Origin of the sequence: Vibrio sinaloensis DSM 21326, assembly GCF_000189275.1 — a bacterium.
Lineage (GTDB): Bacteria > Pseudomonadota > Gammaproteobacteria > Enterobacterales > Vibrionaceae > Vibrio > Vibrio sinaloensis.
The window spans coordinates 1-16128 of the sequence record NZ_AEVT01000087.1 but is presented as its reverse complement, the minus strand read 5'-3'; the positions used below and the strand labels follow the sequence as shown (position 1 = coordinate 16128).

At 45.3% G+C, this 16128-nt stretch carries 15 protein-coding genes; 8 read left to right on the top strand and 7 right to left on the bottom strand.

Annotated features, from left to right (window positions below; translation table 11 throughout):
* The 4 genes from RH45_RS15635 to metK all read right to left on the bottom strand — a co-directional run.
* Positions 1–672, bottom strand: a 672-nt coding sequence (locus RH45_RS15635; RefSeq protein ID WP_008078791.1) for an endonuclease, incomplete at its 3' end; no start/stop codon positions are given.
* 76 nt (positions 673–748) lie between these two features.
* On the bottom strand, positions 749–1246 hold the full coding sequence (locus RH45_RS15630; protein WP_008078789.1) for a SprT family zinc-dependent metalloprotease: 498 nt from the start codon (positions 1244–1246) through the stop codon (positions 749–751).
* A gap of 70 nt (positions 1247–1316) precedes the next feature.
* A complete protein-coding gene (locus tag RH45_RS15625; RefSeq protein ID WP_008078787.1) occupies positions 1317–2114 on the bottom strand; it encodes a DUF2189 domain-containing protein in 798 nt (265 codons plus the stop codon).
* 276 nt (positions 2115–2390) lie between these two features.
* Entirely contained in the window at positions 2391–3545 is a 1155-nt protein-coding gene (gene metK / locus RH45_RS15620) for a methionine adenosyltransferase (RefSeq protein ID WP_008078785.1), read from the bottom strand.
* 320 nt (positions 3546–3865) lie between these two features.
* Between metK and tkt the strand changes: the two genes are divergently transcribed.
* Positions 3866–5860, top strand: a complete 1995-nt coding sequence (tkt, locus tag RH45_RS15615) for a transketolase (RefSeq protein ID WP_008078783.1) — start codon at positions 3866–3868, stop codon at positions 5858–5860.
* Between the two features lie 81 nt (positions 5861–5941).
* Here the strand turns inward: tkt and RH45_RS15610 are convergent, their stop codons facing one another.
* Positions 5942–6178, bottom strand: a complete 237-nt coding sequence (locus tag RH45_RS15610; RefSeq protein WP_008078782.1) for a hypothetical protein — start codon at positions 6176–6178, stop codon at positions 5942–5944.
* A gap of 198 nt (positions 6179–6376) precedes the next feature.
* Between RH45_RS15610 and epd the strand changes: the two genes are divergently transcribed.
* From epd to mscS, 4 genes are all read left to right on the top strand, one after another.
* On the top strand, positions 6377–7402 hold the full coding sequence (epd, locus tag RH45_RS15605) for an erythrose-4-phosphate dehydrogenase (RefSeq protein WP_008078780.1): 1026 nt from the start codon (positions 6377–6379) through the stop codon (positions 7400–7402).
* Between the two features lie 151 nt (positions 7403–7553).
* Positions 7554–8714 carry a phosphoglycerate kinase gene (locus RH45_RS15600; RefSeq protein WP_008078779.1) on the top strand — a complete coding sequence of 387 codons (1161 nt, stop codon included), beginning with the start codon at positions 7554–7556 and terminating at the stop codon, positions 8712–8714.
* A gap of 153 nt (positions 8715–8867) precedes the next feature.
* Complete coding sequence (fbaA, locus tag RH45_RS15595; RefSeq protein WP_008078778.1) at positions 8868–9944, top strand: class II fructose-bisphosphate aldolase; 1077 nt, start codon at positions 8868–8870, stop codon at positions 9942–9944.
* A 325-nt stretch (positions 9945–10269) separates the two neighbouring features.
* Positions 10270–11136: a small-conductance mechanosensitive channel MscS gene (mscS, locus tag RH45_RS15590; RefSeq protein WP_008078777.1), complete on the top strand. Its 867-nt coding sequence runs from the start codon at positions 10270–10272 to the stop codon at positions 11134–11136.
* A gap of 55 nt (positions 11137–11191) precedes the next feature.
* On the opposite strand, the gene RH45_RS15585 is transcribed toward mscS, so the two are convergent.
* Complete coding sequence (locus tag RH45_RS15585; protein WP_008078776.1) at positions 11192–11674, bottom strand: YbaK/EbsC family protein; 483 nt, start codon at positions 11672–11674, stop codon at positions 11192–11194.
* Positions 11675–11680: 6 nt separating this feature from the next.
* Positions 11681–12310 (bottom strand): LysE/ArgO family amino acid transporter, encoded by a 630-nt coding sequence (locus RH45_RS15580; protein ID WP_008078775.1) that lies wholly within the window; start codon positions 12308–12310, stop codon positions 11681–11683.
* Between the two features lie 145 nt (positions 12311–12455).
* On the opposite strand from RH45_RS15580, the gene RH45_RS15575 reads away from it, so the two are divergent.
* From RH45_RS15575 to RH45_RS15565, 3 genes are all read left to right on the top strand, one after another.
* The gene (locus RH45_RS15575; protein ID WP_008078771.1) at positions 12456–13352 is read left to right on the top strand and encodes a LysR family transcriptional regulator ArgP; all 897 of its coding nucleotides are present in this window, start codon (positions 12456–12458) and stop codon (positions 13350–13352) included.
* A gap of 95 nt (positions 13353–13447) precedes the next feature.
* Positions 13448–14143 carry an oxidative stress defense protein gene (locus RH45_RS15570; RefSeq protein WP_008078769.1) on the top strand — a complete coding sequence of 232 codons (696 nt, stop codon included), beginning with the start codon at positions 13448–13450 and terminating at the stop codon, positions 14141–14143.
* Between the two features lie 99 nt (positions 14144–14242).
* Positions 14243–16123, top strand: coding sequence for a sensor domain-containing diguanylate cyclase (locus RH45_RS15565; protein WP_008078767.1), 1881 nt, complete (start codon positions 14243–14245; stop codon positions 16121–16123).
* The last annotated feature ends 5 nt before the right edge of the window (positions 16124–16128 follow it).

Below are 16128 nucleotides of genomic sequence, written 5' to 3'. Positions count from 1 at the left end.
CGGGTTGTGATTACCTTGGACTTTGAATATCCGCTTATCGCGTTCACATTCCCATTCATCTACAGGAAACTGCTTGTTCCACGCGGTCATTAATTGGGTCTGTTGTTTGGATAATTTAAAACCGTACTCTTTACTCATGTAAAGGTAGGTTCGAGCGATAGAGCCCTTTGCTCTGTCGGGTGGCATTACTTTGCGTTGCTTAAAGTTAACTTGCATCTCACAGCGTCCGTAGCTCACTCCGTCAACCCCATTCCATTGACTAAAGTTGTAATTGGAACGATCGCCGTTCACTTCACCAATGGCTGGCGTTAAGTTATGTAAGTCAGCTTCCATAGAGCGAAATACATTGTCATTCTTAGAGCAATTCTTTCGTCCACCGTTTTGCCAACATTGGCGTTGATGGCCAAATTGCCATGCAGGCACCACATGTTCCCATTCTATGCGCGACGCGCGCTTCTCTTGCTTGCGAACTTGGTATCCACATGAGTTTAGATCTGGAGTGCCTTTTCTGCCTTGCCAAGTGATATCGCAACCACAGTAAAAACTAGAAGGGTGATCGGCGTAGATTTTTATTGCTTCTTTTTTCGCTTTGGAGAAAGAAGAAGGGGGAGCGGCAACTGCTAGGCTAGAAACAAGCCCAACAATGACCCCCAACAGCAGTCTATTATTCATCGTTAAGTACTATAAAAGTATGAGTGTTTACAGTTTAACACGCATAAATTTAACTTTTTGTTGAGAAACTACTGAATTAAGAGAGTTGTTTACCACTGAAGATTAATGTTTGCTGGCAGTGTTGGCAGCGGTAACTCGCTTGATTGCGCATTACTTTGTTATGGCGTCGAATGGAAAGCGGGTATTGTGTGCAACCACACTGGTACTCAAAGGTTTTCCCTTGTACCGAGTCGACTTGAAAATGGTGTGTTGTGCGAGCAGGGACGTTGAATACGGTTTCCATGACCCCTTGCCACTCTTTACCATGAGGACGAACTCGGCCATAAACTTGATATGTGATCAGATGGGCGACTTCATGGGGGATGACTTCAGCAATAAAGTCGGCTTGGTTCTCACGAAACAAGGTTGGGTTGAGGCGAATTTCATTTAACTGCAGATACGCCTTGCCAGCCGCTTTGCCACGCAGTTTGTAACTTAGGTCAGGTTGTGGGAATCCACGCTGGAAGGCTAGCTCGGCAAGCTGGATGCAGTGGGCAATCTTTTTTTGCGCTCGATAATGTAACTCAGTGTCCACTTATTACTCCAAATAAAAAAGCCCCAGCTCAATAGCTGGGGCGAATCATAGCTTGAAACGATAGACATTGTTAAGTGTGATGCTTCTTCTTGATTGTCTCGTGATAAGCGTGCCATGTGCCATAGCCGAGAATGGGCATAGTAAAGAGCATACCGATACCGTACGTCGCAAAGCCGACTAAGATACCACCGCAGATTAACGCAGCCCACACCACCATCGCCGGGATGTTAGATTTCACCGCGTTAAAGCTAGTGAACACGGCTGTCATCATATCGACGCGGCGCTCCATCATTAGCGGGATGGAAAAGGCGGAGATACTAAACACGACGCAGGCAAGCACGAAGCCAACCATTGAGCCTATCACAAGGAAAGGCAGGAATTCGGTGAGTGGTGCCCCTTGTACTGATGGGTATAAGGCATGAAGTAACGCTGCAATGCGCATCCAGAAAATCATACACACCGCAAGTAATACCGCAAACGCCCACTGTGAGGACGAATTACGTCCGATTGCTTTCATCGAATGAAGTAGGCTTGCGTTATGACCACGTTCTCTTTCCCAACTTGCGTCATATAACCCTAGGGCTAGGAAGGGGCCTATTAGCATGTAAACGACCAAACTTGGCATAACGACTAAGTGCGTGCCTTGCCACTGCACTAACAACACTATGCCTATTGCAGCCGCCATGAAGCACAAACCATAAAAGACGCTAATGACTGGCATTCTAACGAAGTCGTGCAGACCGAGGGACAGCCAATGGAATGGTGCTGAGATACTCAGCTGATTACACGGAATAGTACGTGCGTATTCCGCATCTGAGACTTCCTTTCGCTTATCGCTGAAGTCATTTGGATTCACCGTACGAGGCATAAATCCTCCTTGATCGATTCTCTGTTCTCATCGAGCAGATTAGCTACTCGAATGCGTTGGAAACTCGATGCCCGGATCTTTGACTTCTTGGTTGGGGCAAGAGTTTATCTTTTGTTACGAGATAAAATTCAATAAAGATTGATCTCGTTAACATATTTTTAACTATTGACCCGATGGCAAAAAAATACAACTTTCAGCGCGACATTTATCGGCAAAGAAAAAGGGCTTTTGGTTTCCCAAAAGCCCTTTTAGATTCGACTATGTCTTATGTTCTAATTACTTAAGGCCGGCGAAGTCCGCAAGAATAGCTGCTTTGTCCGTAGCTTCCCATGGGAACTCTTCGCGACCGAAGTGACCGTATGCTGCTGTCTTCTTGTAGATAGGTTGCAGTAGGTTCAGCATCTCTTGTAGGCCGTAAGGACGTAGGTCGAAGTTCTGACGAACTGCTTCAACAATCACGTCGTGAGAAACTTTCTCAGTACCAAAAGTTTCAACCATGATCGACGTTGGATCGGCAACACCGATAGCGTACGAAAGTTGGATTTCACAACGATCCGCCATGCCTGCAGCAACGATGTTTTTCGCTACGTAACGTGCTGCGTAAGCCGCACTGCGGTCTACTTTAGATGGATCTTTACCTGAGAACGCACCGCCACCGTGACGAGCCGCGCCGCCGTAGGTATCAACAATGATCTTACGACCTGTTAGACCACAGTCACCCATTGGGCCACCGATTACGAAACGGCCTGTTGGGTTGATGAAGAAGTTGGTCTCTTTGTTGATCCATTCAGAAGGCAGTACTGGCTTGATGATCTCTTCCATTACCGCTTCACGTAGGTCTGGAGTAGAGATTGAATCACAGTGCTGTGTTGAAAGAACAACAGCATCAATACCCACGATCTTACCTTGGTCGTACTGGAAGGTTACCTGAGATTTCGCATCAGGGCGTAACCAAGGCAGTGTACCGTTCTTACGTACTTCAGCTTGCTTTTGTACAAGGCGGTGTGAGTAAGTAATTGGAGCTGGCATTAGGATGTCAGTCTCGTTAGTCGCGTAACCAAACATGATGCCTTGGTCGCCTGCGCCTTGCTCTTTAGGATCTGCTTTATCAACACCTTGGTTGATGTCTGGAGATTGCTTACCGATAGTGTTAAGAACAGCACAAGAATCAGCGTCAAAGCCCATGTCTGAATGAACGTAACCAATCTCACGAACCGTTTGGCGAGTTAGCTCTTCGATATCTACCCATGCTGAAGTAGTGATTTCACCACCAACCATGACCATACCGGTTTTAACGTAAGTTTCACACGCGACACGTGCTTTTGGGTCTTGTTCAAGAATTGCATCAAGAACAGCATCAGAGATTTGGTCTGCAATTTTATCTGGATGACCTTCTGATACCGACTCAGAAGTGAACAGGTGCTTAGCCATGTTAGCTCCACTATATCTGGTTAATAATGTTGGAGGTTTACAAACTCTCCAGCATTCAATAATACTAATAATTGTAGGTGTATCTACATCTAGACGTCTATTCTAGTTTTGATTGCTCGAATTACAAGCTCTTTTTTGTTATTAGCCAAAACCAATCGTTTGCTTTATTCAGGAGGCTTATTAGTCACTTTGACTGATTCACTGCGAAACGTCGTATTTTTGTGAGCTTTTAGCTTGGAAATCGTTTGCACAGCTTAGGGGGCTTTGAGAGAATTATCGTCCACATTTATACGATTCGCTTAATGCACTCAGGAGCTGACATGTCTTCTCGTCAACATCTCGCTAACGCTATCCGCGCTCTAAGCATGGACGGTGTTCAACAAGCTAACTCTGGCCACCCAGGCGCACCTATGGGTATGGCTGATATCGCTGAAGTCCTTTGGCGTGACCACCTAAACCACAACCCAGCAAACCCAGAGTGGGCTGACCGCGACCGTTTTGTTCTTTCAAATGGTCATGGTTCTATGCTGATTTACTCTCTGCTTCACCTTTCTGGTTATGAGCTATCAATTGATGATCTGAAAAACTTCCGTCAGCTGCATTCAAAGACTCCAGGTCACCCGGAGTATGGTTATGCGCCGGGCGTTGAAACTACAACGGGTCCTCTAGGTCAAGGTATCACTAACGCTGTAGGTATGGCGCTCGCTGAGAAGACGTTAGCAGCGCAGTTCAACAAAGAAGGTCACGACATCGTTGACCACTTCACTTATGCATTCATGGGTGATGGCTGTCTGATGGAAGGTATCTCTCACGAAGCGTGTTCACTAGCAGGTACACTAGGTCTTGGCAAGCTGATCGCGTTCTGGGATGACAACGGCATCTCTATCGACGGTGAAGTTGAAGGTTGGTTCTCTGACGACACGCCTAAGCGTTTTGAAGCGTACGGCTGGCATGTAATCCCAGCAGTAGATGGCCACGATTCTGAAGCAATCAACGCAGCCATCGTCGCGGCGAAAGCTGACCCACGCCCTACTTTAATTTGTACTAAAACTGTTATCGGTTTTGGTTCGCCAAACAAGTCTGGTTCACACGACTGTCACGGTGCTCCACTAGGCGCGGAAGAAATCGCAGCAACTCGTAAGCAACTTGGTTGGGAGTTTGGTCCATTTGAAATCCCAGCAGACGTTTATGCTGAGTGGGATGCAAAGCAAGCAGGTGAAGCGAAAGAAGCCGCTTGGAATGCTAAGTTTGACGCCTACGCTGCAGCTTACCCTGCAGAAGCAGCAGAACTTAAGCGTCGTTTAAATGGTGAACTTCCTGCTCAGTGGGAAGAGAAAGCAAACGCAATCATTGCTGACCTTCAAGCTAACCCAGCGAACATCGCATCACGTAAAGCCTCTCAAAACGCACTAGAAGCGTTCGGTGCTATGCTCCCAGAATTTCTAGGCGGCTCTGCTGACCTTGCACCTTCTAACTTAACCATGTGGTCTGGTTCTAAGTCAGTGTCTGCTGAAGATCCAGCAGGTAACTACATCCACTACGGTGTACGTGAATTCGGTATGACAGCGATCATGAACGGTATTGCTCTGCACGGTGGTTTCGTACCATACGGCGCAACGTTCCTAATGTTCATGGAATACGCGCGTAACGCAATGCGTATGGCTGCTCTGATGAAAGTTCAGAACATTCAAGTGTACACGCACGACTCTATTGGTCTTGGCGAAGATGGCCCAACTCACCAACCGGTTGAGCAAATGGCTTCTCTACGTCTAACGCCAAACATGAGCACATGGCGTCCATGTGATCAGGTTGAATCTGCAGTCGCTTGGAAACTGGCTATCGAGCGTAAAGACGGCCCAACATCGCTAATCTTCTCTCGTCAAAACCTTGCACAGCAAGAGCGTAGCGAAGAGCAAGTAGCTAACATCGCGCGCGGTGGTTACATCCTGAAAGATTGCGAAGGCAAGCCAGAGCTAATCCTTATCGCAACAGGCTCTGAAGTTGAGCTAGCGGTTAACGCTGCGGCTGAGCTAACGGCTGAAGGTAAGAAGGTACGCGTAGTTTCTATGCCTGCAACTGACGCATTCGACAAGCAAGACGCTGAGTACCGTGAATCTGTGCTGCCATCCGACGTAACAGCTCGTATCGCGGTAGAAGCGGGCATTGCTGACTTCTGGTACAAGTACGTTGGCTTCGGTGGCAAGATCATCGGTATGACAACGTTCGGTGAATCTGCACCAGCAGGAGAGCTATTCAAGATGTTCGGTTTCACGACTGAAAACGTAGTAAACACAGCGAAAGAGCTACTTTCTTAATTTAGTTCCTGTTGACAAAAATAGAAAACCGAGCCTGATTGGCTCGGTTTTTTATGCGCCCGGTTTGCGTAATGGGGTTAACTACTCAAACTCTTTACCCCAGTTATCTTTCTCTTTGTGACCACAAACTTTACAGGTGACGTATCTGTCCATGCCGTAGTAGTGGCCGCCATTGATAAAGGTATGAGCCATTACTTTGATTCTACCTAAAAGAGAAGTGTCCGTGTCGTAGCTGCTGGTCTTTCTCACTAGCTCTTCACTGTGAGGCGTTTCTTGTTCGCACTGTTTACAAAAGTGAGTGGCTGGGTATCCAGACATAGTCATTTCCTTTGGTTGATAAAACTAGAGTAGAAACAGCCAATAAAAAACGATGCACTCATCGCTACTATGCATAGACGAAATATATTGATCAAGTTTTATAAAATAAATCCTGCGATGCATCCCACGAACTTAATGCGTTTTAGGGTGCTATCAGGTAGTATTTGTGACACGAAAATGATGTAGGGCGATGGAATCATGCTTAAAATTGCGATCAATGGATTTGGACGTATCGGTCGTAATGTACTGCGAGCAGTATATGAAAGTGGCAAAAGCCAGCAAATTAAAGTGGTAGCGGTGAATGAGCTTGCTCAGCCAGATGCGATGGCGCACCTACTGCAATACGATACGAGCCACGGTCGATTCGGCAAGAAGGTGACCAACGACCAAGAGCATATCTATATTCATCATGACAATAGTGAATTTGACTCCATTCGCATCTTGCACCTTAGCGATATTGAGCTGCTACCTTGGCGTGATCTCGACGTTGATTTAGTGCTCGACTGTACTGGCGTGTTTGGAACTCAAGCGGATGGGCAAGAACACATTAAAGCTGGGGCTAAGAAGGTGCTATTCTCGCACCCTGGAGCCAGCGATCTTGATAATACCATTATTTATGGTGTGAACCACGACACGTTAAAAGCGGAACACAACGTGGTTTCCAATGGCTCCTGCACCACCAACTGTATTGTCCCTATCATCAAAGCGCTCGATGATGCATTTGAAATTGAGTCTGGCACCATCACCACAATCCACTCGTCGATGAATGATCAGCAAGTCATCGACGCCTACCACTCGGACCTAAGACGTACCCGTGCAGCGAGTCAGTCGATCATTCCTGTGGACACTAAGTTGCATAAGGGTATTGAAAGAATATTCCCGAAATTTTCTAACAAATTCGAAGCAATTTCCGTCCGAGTGCCCACTGTAAACGTCACTGCGATGGATTTAAGTGTCACAATTAATACAAATGTGAAAGTTAATGACGTAAATCAAACCATTGTTAACGCATCTCAGTGTACATTACAGGGCATTGTTGACTATACTGAAGCGCCGCTCGTTTCTATCGACTTTAATCACGATCCCCATAGCGCGATTGTTGATGGTACACAAACGCGTGTGAGTAACGGGCACCTAGTTAAGATGCTGGTATGGTGCGATAACGAATGGGGCTTTGCGAACCGCATGCTGGATACTGCGCTCGCAATGCAAGCTGCAAAGTAAGCCGTAGTGCAGCGAGGAGAATTATTTATTTTAACCCTTGAAATAAATAAACTGTGACTCCATATCGAAACCAGTTTAAAGAATTAATAGGCTTGGCAGGGTTGCCGGGCTACTGAAAACTTTACTTATTGAATATTTGAGAGGACACATCATGTCTGTAATCAAGATGACTGACCTGGATCTAGCAGGTAAACGTGTATTTATCCGTGCGGACCTAAACGTACCTGTTAAAGAAGGCAAAGTGACTTCTGATGCACGTATCCTAGCATCTCTACCAACGATCAAGCACTGCCTAGAAGCAGGTGCTAAAGTTATGGTTACTTCTCACCTAGGCCGTCCAACTGAAGGTGAATACGCAGAAGAGTTCTCTCTACAACCTGTAGTTAACTACCTAAACGACGCTCTAGATTGCGAAGTTAAGCTAGCTAAAGATTACCTAGATGGCCTAGAGCTAAACACAGGTGAGCTAGTTGTTCTTGAGAACGTTCGCTTCAACAAAGGCGAGAAAAAGAACGAAGAAGAGCTATCTAAGAAGTACGCAGCACTATGTGACATCTTCGTAATGGATGCATTCGGTACTGCGCACCGTGCTCAAGCGTCTACTCACGGTGTTGGTATGAACGCACCTGTTGCGTGTGCTGGTCCTCTTCTGGCTGCTGAACTTGAAGCACTAGGTAAAGCAATGGATAACCCAGAGCGCCCACTAGTTGCTATCGTTGGTGGCTCTAAAGTTTCTACAAAACTAACTGTTTTAGAATCTCTATCAAAAGTTGCTGACCAACTTGTTGTTGGTGGTGGTATCGCGAACACATTCATTGCAGCTGAAGGCCACAACGTAGGTAAGTCTCTATACGAAGCTGACTTAGTTGAAACGGCACAGAAACTAATGAAAGAGTGTTCTATCCCAGTAGCGACTGACGTTGCATGTGCAAAAGCATTCGACGAGAACGCAGAAGCTGAAATCAAGAACGTTGCAGACGTTGCTGATGACGACATGATCTTCGACCTAGGTCCAGATTCAACAGCAGCACTAGCTGAAATCATTGGTAACGCTAAGACTATTCTTTGGAACGGCCCAGTAGGCGTTTTCGAGTTCAAGAACTTTGAAGCAGGTACTGCAGGTATCTCTAAAGCAATCGCTGAGTCTGCAGGTTTCTCTGTAGCAGGTGGTGGTGACACGCTAGCAGCTATCGACAAGTTCGGTATTAAAGCTGACGTATCTTACATCTCTACTGGCGGCGGTGCTTTCCTTGAATTCGTAGAAGGTAAAGTACTACCAGCTGTTGCGATGCTTGAAGAGCGCGCTAAGTAATTAAGCCAAAGCGGGTGAGTTTCTCTCCCGCTTTCTTGTTTGCTGCACATCACACTTTTTTGCTAGAATAGCGCGAGTTGTGAGCAAACGTTTGCAAGAATTTAAACTTAACAAGTTTTATTTTTAAAACGACAGATAAATAGGATTAAATCCATGTCTAAGATCTTCGATTTCGTAAAACCAGGTGTGATCACTGGCGACGACGTACAGAAAGTTTTTGAAGTAGCAAAAGAGAACAACTTTGCTCTTCCAGCAGTAAACTGTGTTGGTACTGACTCTGTAAACGCAGTACTAGAAGCAGCAGCTAAAGTTAAAGCTCCTGTTATCGTTCAGTTCTCTAACGGCGGTGCTGCTTTCTTCGCTGGTAAAGGTCTAAAACTAGAAGGTCAAGGTAACCAAATCCTTGGCGCAGTTGCTGGTGCTAAGTACGTTCACGCAGTCGCTGAATCTTACGGTGTTCCTGTGATTCTTCACACTGACCACGCAGCGAAGAAACTTCTACCATGGATCGACGGTCTTCTAGATGCTGGTGAAGAGTTCTTCAAGCAAACTGGTAAGCCTCTTTTCTCTTCTCACATGATCGACCTTTCTGAAGAGTCTCTAGAAGAGAACATCGAAATCTGTGCTCAATACCTAGAGCGCATGGCTAAACTAGATATGACTCTAGAAATCGAACTAGGTTGTACTGGTGGTGAAGAAGACGGCGTAGATAACTCTGATATGGACGCATCTGAGCTATACACTTCTCCTGAAGACGTAGCTTACGCTTACGAGAAACTAAACGCTGTTTCACACCGTTTCACTATCGCAGCTTCTTTCGGTAACGTTCACGGTGTTTACAAGCCAGGTAACGTTGTTCTAACTCCAACTATCCTACGTGATTCTCAAGCATACTGTGCAGAGAAATTCGGTATTGCACCTAACGCTCTAAACTTCGTATTCCACGGTGGTTCTGGTTCTACTGAAGCAGAAATCCAAGAGTCTATCGGCTACGGTGTTATCAAGATGAACATCGATACTGATACACAGTGGGCAACTTGGGATGGTATCCGTCAGTACGAAGCTGAAAACCGTGACTTCCTACAAGGTCAAATCGGTAACCCAACAGGTGAAGATGCGCCAAACAAGAAGTACTACGATCCACGTGTATGGCTACGCGCTGCACAAGCTTCTATGGTTACTCGTCTTGAGCAAGCGTTCAAAGACCTTAACGCAGTAGACGTACTATAATTCTCCTGAATTAGGTTCGCAAAACCCGCTCTATGAGCGGGTTTTTTTGTGTTTGGGTTTCACCTATAAGACATTTGCAACCATAATAGGTCTGGCAGACTTAGCACGTATTGCGTAATCTTTAGCATTCGATATCGGCACTTTCTGAAAAAGTCATGTTTTTTGTGTCTTTGCAAAAACATGACTTTGAAAATCGTCAAAAATGAGATATCGTGCCAAAAAAATGACCATGGCATAACTTTCGTGAATGAATAGTGTTGCCATGTGCGTTACTAAGTAAAGCAGTAAGGTTCGTAGAACCAAGATATTTTAAGAGGATACAAATATGGCAGGTGAATCAGCGGGAATTGAAACGCCCTTAGTTGATGGTTTAAGCCAAGCAGAGAAGTGGCTATCAAATAACTCAGACTTACTTATTCAGTACGGTGTGAACATTATTTCTGCAGTACTGATCTTGTTCATCGGTAACATCATTGTTAAAGCTATCGCCAACAGTGTTGCGAAAGTTCTTGAAAAGAAACAGATGGATAAAGCCGTTGTTGAGTTTATCCATGGTCTAGTTCGCTACTTACTGTTTGTGATCGTATTGATTGCAGCGCTTGGCCGTTTAGGCGTGCAAACTGCTTCTGTAGTTGCGGTTATCGGTGCCGCGGGTCTTGCTGTTGGTCTTGCTCTACAAGGCTCTCTATCTAACTTTGCTGCGGGTGTCCTTATTGTTGCATTCCGTCCGTTTAAGTCAGGTGACTATGTTGAAATCGGCGGTGTTGCGGGTAGCGTTGAATCTATTCAAATCTTCCAAACCGTACTAAAAACACCAGACAACAAAATGGTTGTTGTGCCTAACTCAAGTGTGATTGGTGGTGCGATTACTAACTACTCTCGTCATGAAACGCGTCGTGTCGATCTAGTGATTGGTGTGTCGTACAGTGCTGATCTCAAGCAGACCAAACAAGTGATCCGCGATGTTCTAGAAAAAGACGAGCGTATTCTTAAGAACCCAGATATCCAAATTGGTGTTCTGGCTCTTGCGGACTCTTCAGTAAACTTTGTTGTGCGCCCATGGTGTAAAACATCTGATTACTGGGACGTTTACTTCGATTCAACTCAAGCCATCAAAGAAGCGCTTGATGAAGCGGGCATTGAAATTCCATTCCCACAAATGGATGTTCACCTAAATAAAGTTGACGCTTAATTAAAGCTCCAGACTGGTGAAAAAAAGCGAGGTTTATCCTCGCTTTTTTTAACGTTTAAATTTCGACGACCAGATTATCGAGCTGAGCCAAAATACGTGGAAGCTCGGTGGCGGGTAGGCCTATCGTCCTATCTGGGTAGCCCGGCGTGTATAAAATCTCGCGATGCTGATACAAACGTGTATCAACCACAATGGTGACCGCTTCGGGTAAATCAAAGGGACTTACTGCTCCGGGAACACAACCTGTCACTTCGGTCATTTCCTCATCGCTCACAATCGATACTCGTTTTCCTAGTGCGGATTTGATGGCCTTGCTATCAAGTCTCGTGTCTTTATCGGTTAGGTATAAGGCATATCCGCCACCTTTCAATTTAAGGAATAAGCTTTTGCTGTGGGTACCAGACCAACCCAGTTCAAGCGCGACTTTTTCATCGGTAGCGAAATCGAGAATCGGCTCATGCGTCCACTGGTTATACTCAATTCCAAGGGTTTCAAAAAGAGCTAGGTTATTACGATAGATCTGTTCTAGTTTACTCATTATGTCCTACCAATATTGGCTAACTAATTCTTTGACCAAGATAAAAGCGATGATGAACATCATAAGGCCAACAGCGACATCAATCCCTTGCTTTACTCTCGGTTTTGATAACGTAGGAGCGAGTTTCGCAGCACCGATCGATAAACTGTAAAACCAGACAAATGAGGCGAGAATGGTGCCTAAAGCAAACGCGAGTCGATCTTGCCCTTCAAACTGACCGCCAATCGAGCCAAGGATGACGACCGTATCGAGATAGAGATGCGGGTTTAACACCGTGACCGCAAGCGCTCCTATGATGACCGACCTTCTCCCTTTTACTAAGGAGCGGTTTTGCTCTTGCTGCTGATGTGAATAGGAAAATGCGCTACGAAAAGAGAGGAAGCCATAAAACGAAAGAAAAGCAATCCCGCCCAACGTGACAAGCAGTAGTAACGTGTTGTTTTGCGAGAGTAAAGCCCCACCCCCGAAGATGCCTAGCGAGATAAACAGCATATCTAACACACTGCAAATGGTCGCGGTGGTCAAATGATGATTCTGTTTAATGCCTTGATTGAGTACATAAGCATTTTGTGCGCCTATTGGGATGATCATACTGGCACCCAAACCAAACCCTTGCAGAACTAACCAAAAACTCACGACGTGTACTCCTAATGCAATGAAAGACTTTGTGGCCCTCACAATAGGTAACTTAAGATAATTAGTGAAATTAATGATTTTAATGAAAGATAAGTTTTGCTAATTTTTCTGTGTGTAAGCGTTTATTTAATAGGGAACGGAACTGGTGAGAGGGTTGGATTACAAATGGCTAGAAGCTCTAGAATCTGTAATGAGTCAGGGTAGCTTTGAACGTGCGGCAAATGAGTTATGCCTCTCCCAGTCGGCGGTATCACAAAGAATAAAACAGCTAGAGGCTTTTCTTGCTAAGCCTGTTCTCATACGTGAAAAACCTTTACGTCTCACGACAACCGGTAAAAAACTGCTTGGTTTTTACCATCGCGTTCAGTTACTAGAAAGAGAAGCATTACCCGAATTGACTAACCAAGAGGCCGAGCGTCCAGTACAGGTTTTCATTGCGACCAATGCAGATAGCCTAGCCACTTGGTTACTTCCAGCTCTTGCGCCTGTGATGAAACAGAAGCGGGTAGAGTTGAGTTTGTCGGTCGATCTTGAAGACAGAACGCTAGAAAAGCTGCGTAAAGGGGAGGTGACGGGCGCCATTAGTTGGGAGTCAGAGCCAATGCCGAGTTGTCAAAGCGAGTACCTAGGTCGTATGGACTACGTGTGTGTGGCGAATCCCGAGTTTGCTGAGCAGTACTTCCCTGATGGGGTGACTCGTGAGTCACTAAAATATGCTCCTGCCGTTTCCTTTGACCACTATGATGAAATGCATAAAACCTTTCTTAAGCAGCATTTTAACCTTTCCCCTGACAGTATCGTGCATCATAGAGTTGCAAGCTCTGAGGCCTTTGTTAACTTAGCCTTACTTGGTGGTGCGTACTGTTTAATCCCGAAATTACAGATCAGTAAAGAGCTAGAGCAAGGGCATCTGGTCGACTTAATTCCCGGGTTTATGCTCAGTTTCAAAATCTACTGGCATCACTGGCAGCTAGAGAGTGGTTTGCTTAAGCAAGTGACGCAGGCGATTGTTGACTACAGTGGCGATAACTTACCTAAATGATTGAGTTAAATCTCTGTCAGAACCGAAGTGATGGCTTGGTCATAATCAGTTCGTTGCCTATCATGTAGACAGTCAACAACACATGGTAAACGAGTATGAAAGCATTCCCTTCTTTATTGGCCGCTCTTTCCTTGACGGCAGCGAGCTTTGTTGCTCAAGCAGATGTACCAGATTTCCCACATTTGTCGACCACTGGCTATGGCGAAGTGATTGCCAAACCTGACATGGCTCAGTTTACGGTGCGTGTGGTTGAAACCACGATGACGGCTGAGCAATCGAAGCAGTCTGTTGATAAAGTGGTGTCTGATTTTTTAACGGCTCTGAAAGCGCAAGGGGTTGAAGGTGATAGTATCACTAGCTCTAACTTGTATATTTCCCCGCAGTATCACTACCCCAAAAAAGGTAAGCCAGAGCTGGTGGGTTATCGAGCAAGTCGCACGGTTAATGTGACGGTTAATCAGCTAGACAATTTGAATCAATACCTTGATACGGCACTGAACGCAGGCATCAATCAGGTTGACAACATTCAACTCAAAGTAAAAGAGCCTGCTAAGTACCAAGAGCAAGCACGTTTGGCTGCGATTCAAGATGCGAACAGTAAAGCGAAGTTCTTGGCTAAGGGATTTGATAAAAACATTAAAGGTGTCTGGCGCATCGATTACAATATGCCTAGCTCTCAACCTGTTTTAATGCGCTCAATGGCCATGGATGCAAAAACCGAATCGAACACGTATCAAGACTCTACCATCGTTATTCGCGATAGGGTGGACGTGACTTACCAGCTCGACTAATGGCTGCATTATTTTTAAAACTATTATTAGCCTAATCTTTAATCCAACATACGGTAAGTGGTATACTAATCAGCCAAATGATTAGGAGTTTTGCTAAAAATGCGTCGTAAATATGTTTTTTCGTATTTATTAGCGATAACCCTATTCTTCTCACTGATAGTTACCACTTACTATTATCAAAGGTTTACTCAGCTAAAGGAGCAGATTGTTGCACAAACAGCTAAGCAAGCTGTGCATCAACTCTCATACAGCGAACGTGAATACCTCTCCTTTCGCAGCCAGTTTCTATCCATTATCGAGTTGCTCTCACACAGTCGCAGCTTGTATGACTATGTTCAGCAACCGAGCTCTGACCATAAAGCGGTTGTTGAGGAAGTGTGGCGCTCCGTTGCACTTAACCAACGTTGGTACAGTCAAATTCGCTACCTGAATCTCGAAGGTAAAGAAGCAATACGAGTGAACTACCAAAATCACAGCAACCAGGCGGTGGCTGTCGAGCATCTGCAAGATAAATCCGAACGCGAATACTTCACGCTCGCACAGGAGCTGGCTAAAAATGAAATTGGTGCTTGGGGAGTAGATTTAGAGCACCAGCATGGAGAAATTGCTAAGCCTTATCAGCCAGCACTAAGACTGTTTACGCCTGTTTTTGTCGAAGGGGTGAAAGCCGGGTATTTGGTGGTGAACATTGATGTGTGGTACTTGGCCTCAAGATTAAATTACTCGCCTGATGAAGTATTCAAGCCACAGTTAGTGGGAGAAAACGGCTACTTCCTTATTGGAGACAATAAGGGCAAGCTTTTTGGTCATTTAATCGAAGGTCGTCAGCACTACAATTTAGCTAAACAGTTTCCAACTTCGTGGCACAACATGAAACGTCAGCGCTCGGGGTATTTGCTTGAAAACGGCTACTTAATCGCTCACAGCGGTATAGAGCTGTCTCCCCAAAAAGCGTTGTATCTAGTGATTGAAATTAGCCCGGCACAGTTAAACGCCCTTATGGCACAAGATATCAACGCGCTGTTTCAAGAAGCGACACTGGTTGTGTTATTGATGCTGGCATTTGTCATTCCCGCGACTTGGCTAGTCATTCATTACCGTAAGAGAAGCATAGAAAGCCAATTAGCTCGAGCGGCATTAAGCGGAATGTCGGCAGTGATCATCTCAGATCGAAACCACCGAGCAGTGTTAGTGAACGATGAGTTTACCCAGTTGACAGGATTGTCCAAGCGAGAGACGGCGTCTAAAAATGTGTTGGCTAAGCTGTTGGGTGATCATCAATTAGATTTGATGCTAGAGATCTTTGAGCATGTCTCAAGTGAGCATTACTGGCAAGGGGAGGTGATGTTTAACAAAGCGGATCGAGAGCAACCAGTAACGGCAATATTGCGGATTCAAAGCGTACTGGCGAAGTCGGGGCGAGTGAGTTACTACATCTGTTCACTCGTAGACATTAGCGAGCGTAAGCAACTTGAAGAGCGATTAAGAACGTTAAGTGAAAAAGATGAGCTAACGCAATTGTGGAACCGCCGTAAATTTGAATTAGAGTTGCGAAGCTATGCTAAATTGCAAGAGCGTTATCCGAACCAATCGACTTGTTTAGCGTTGCTGGATATTGATTATTTCAAACGAGTGAATGATCAGTTGGGCCATGATGAGGGCGATCGCGTTATTACTCGCATCGGAGAAATTCTTCAGCAGACATTACGAGATACGGATTTTGTTGCTCGAATTGGCGGAGAAGAATTTGCGGTGATCTTACCGCATACCAGCATTGCTAAAGCTGAGCTAGCTTTACAACGTATCCTTGTCGCGGCGGAGTTAGCCAGTGATTTGTCTGTGACATTAAGTGCAGGGGTGACCGATCTGTTGGCTGATAGTACACGCAGCTATAAGTGTGCAGATATTGCTCTTTATGAATCAAAAACAGCGGGTCGAAATCGGGTTTCTATTTGTCGTTACCATGATGACATTGCATAAAAAAA

What these genes read in the sequence shown, in the direction of transcription:
- RH45_RS15625 (WP_008078787.1), bottom strand. Translation starts at nt 2,114, where the DNA reads ATGCCTCGTACGGTGAATCCAAATGACTTCAGCGATAAGCGAAAGGAA.
- metK (WP_008078785.1), bottom strand. Translation starts at nt 3,545, where the DNA reads ATGGCTAAGCACCTGTTCACTTCTGAGTCGGTATCAGAAGGTCATCCA.
- tkt (WP_008078783.1), top strand. Translation starts at nt 3,866, where the DNA reads ATGTCTTCTCGTCAACATCTCGCTAACGCTATCCGCGCTCTAAGCATG.
- RH45_RS15610 (WP_008078782.1), bottom strand. Translation starts at nt 6,178, where the DNA reads ATGTCTGGATACCCAGCCACTCACTTTTGTAAACAGTGCGAACAAGAA.
- epd (WP_008078780.1), top strand. Translation starts at nt 6,377, where the DNA reads ATGCTTAAAATTGCGATCAATGGATTTGGACGTATCGGTCGTAATGTA.
- RH45_RS15600 (WP_008078779.1), top strand. Translation starts at nt 7,554, where the DNA reads ATGTCTGTAATCAAGATGACTGACCTGGATCTAGCAGGTAAACGTGTA.
- fbaA (WP_008078778.1), top strand. Translation starts at nt 8,868, where the DNA reads ATGTCTAAGATCTTCGATTTCGTAAAACCAGGTGTGATCACTGGCGAC.
- mscS (WP_008078777.1), top strand. Translation starts at nt 10,270, where the DNA reads ATGGCAGGTGAATCAGCGGGAATTGAAACGCCCTTAGTTGATGGTTTA.
- RH45_RS15585 (WP_008078776.1), bottom strand. Translation starts at nt 11,674, where the DNA reads ATGAGTAAACTAGAACAGATCTATCGTAATAACCTAGCTCTTTTTGAA.
- RH45_RS15570 (WP_008078769.1), top strand. Translation starts at nt 13,448, where the DNA reads ATGAAAGCATTCCCTTCTTTATTGGCCGCTCTTTCCTTGACGGCAGCG.
- RH45_RS15565 (WP_008078767.1), top strand. Translation starts at nt 14,243, where the DNA reads ATGCGTCGTAAATATGTTTTTTCGTATTTATTAGCGATAACCCTATTC.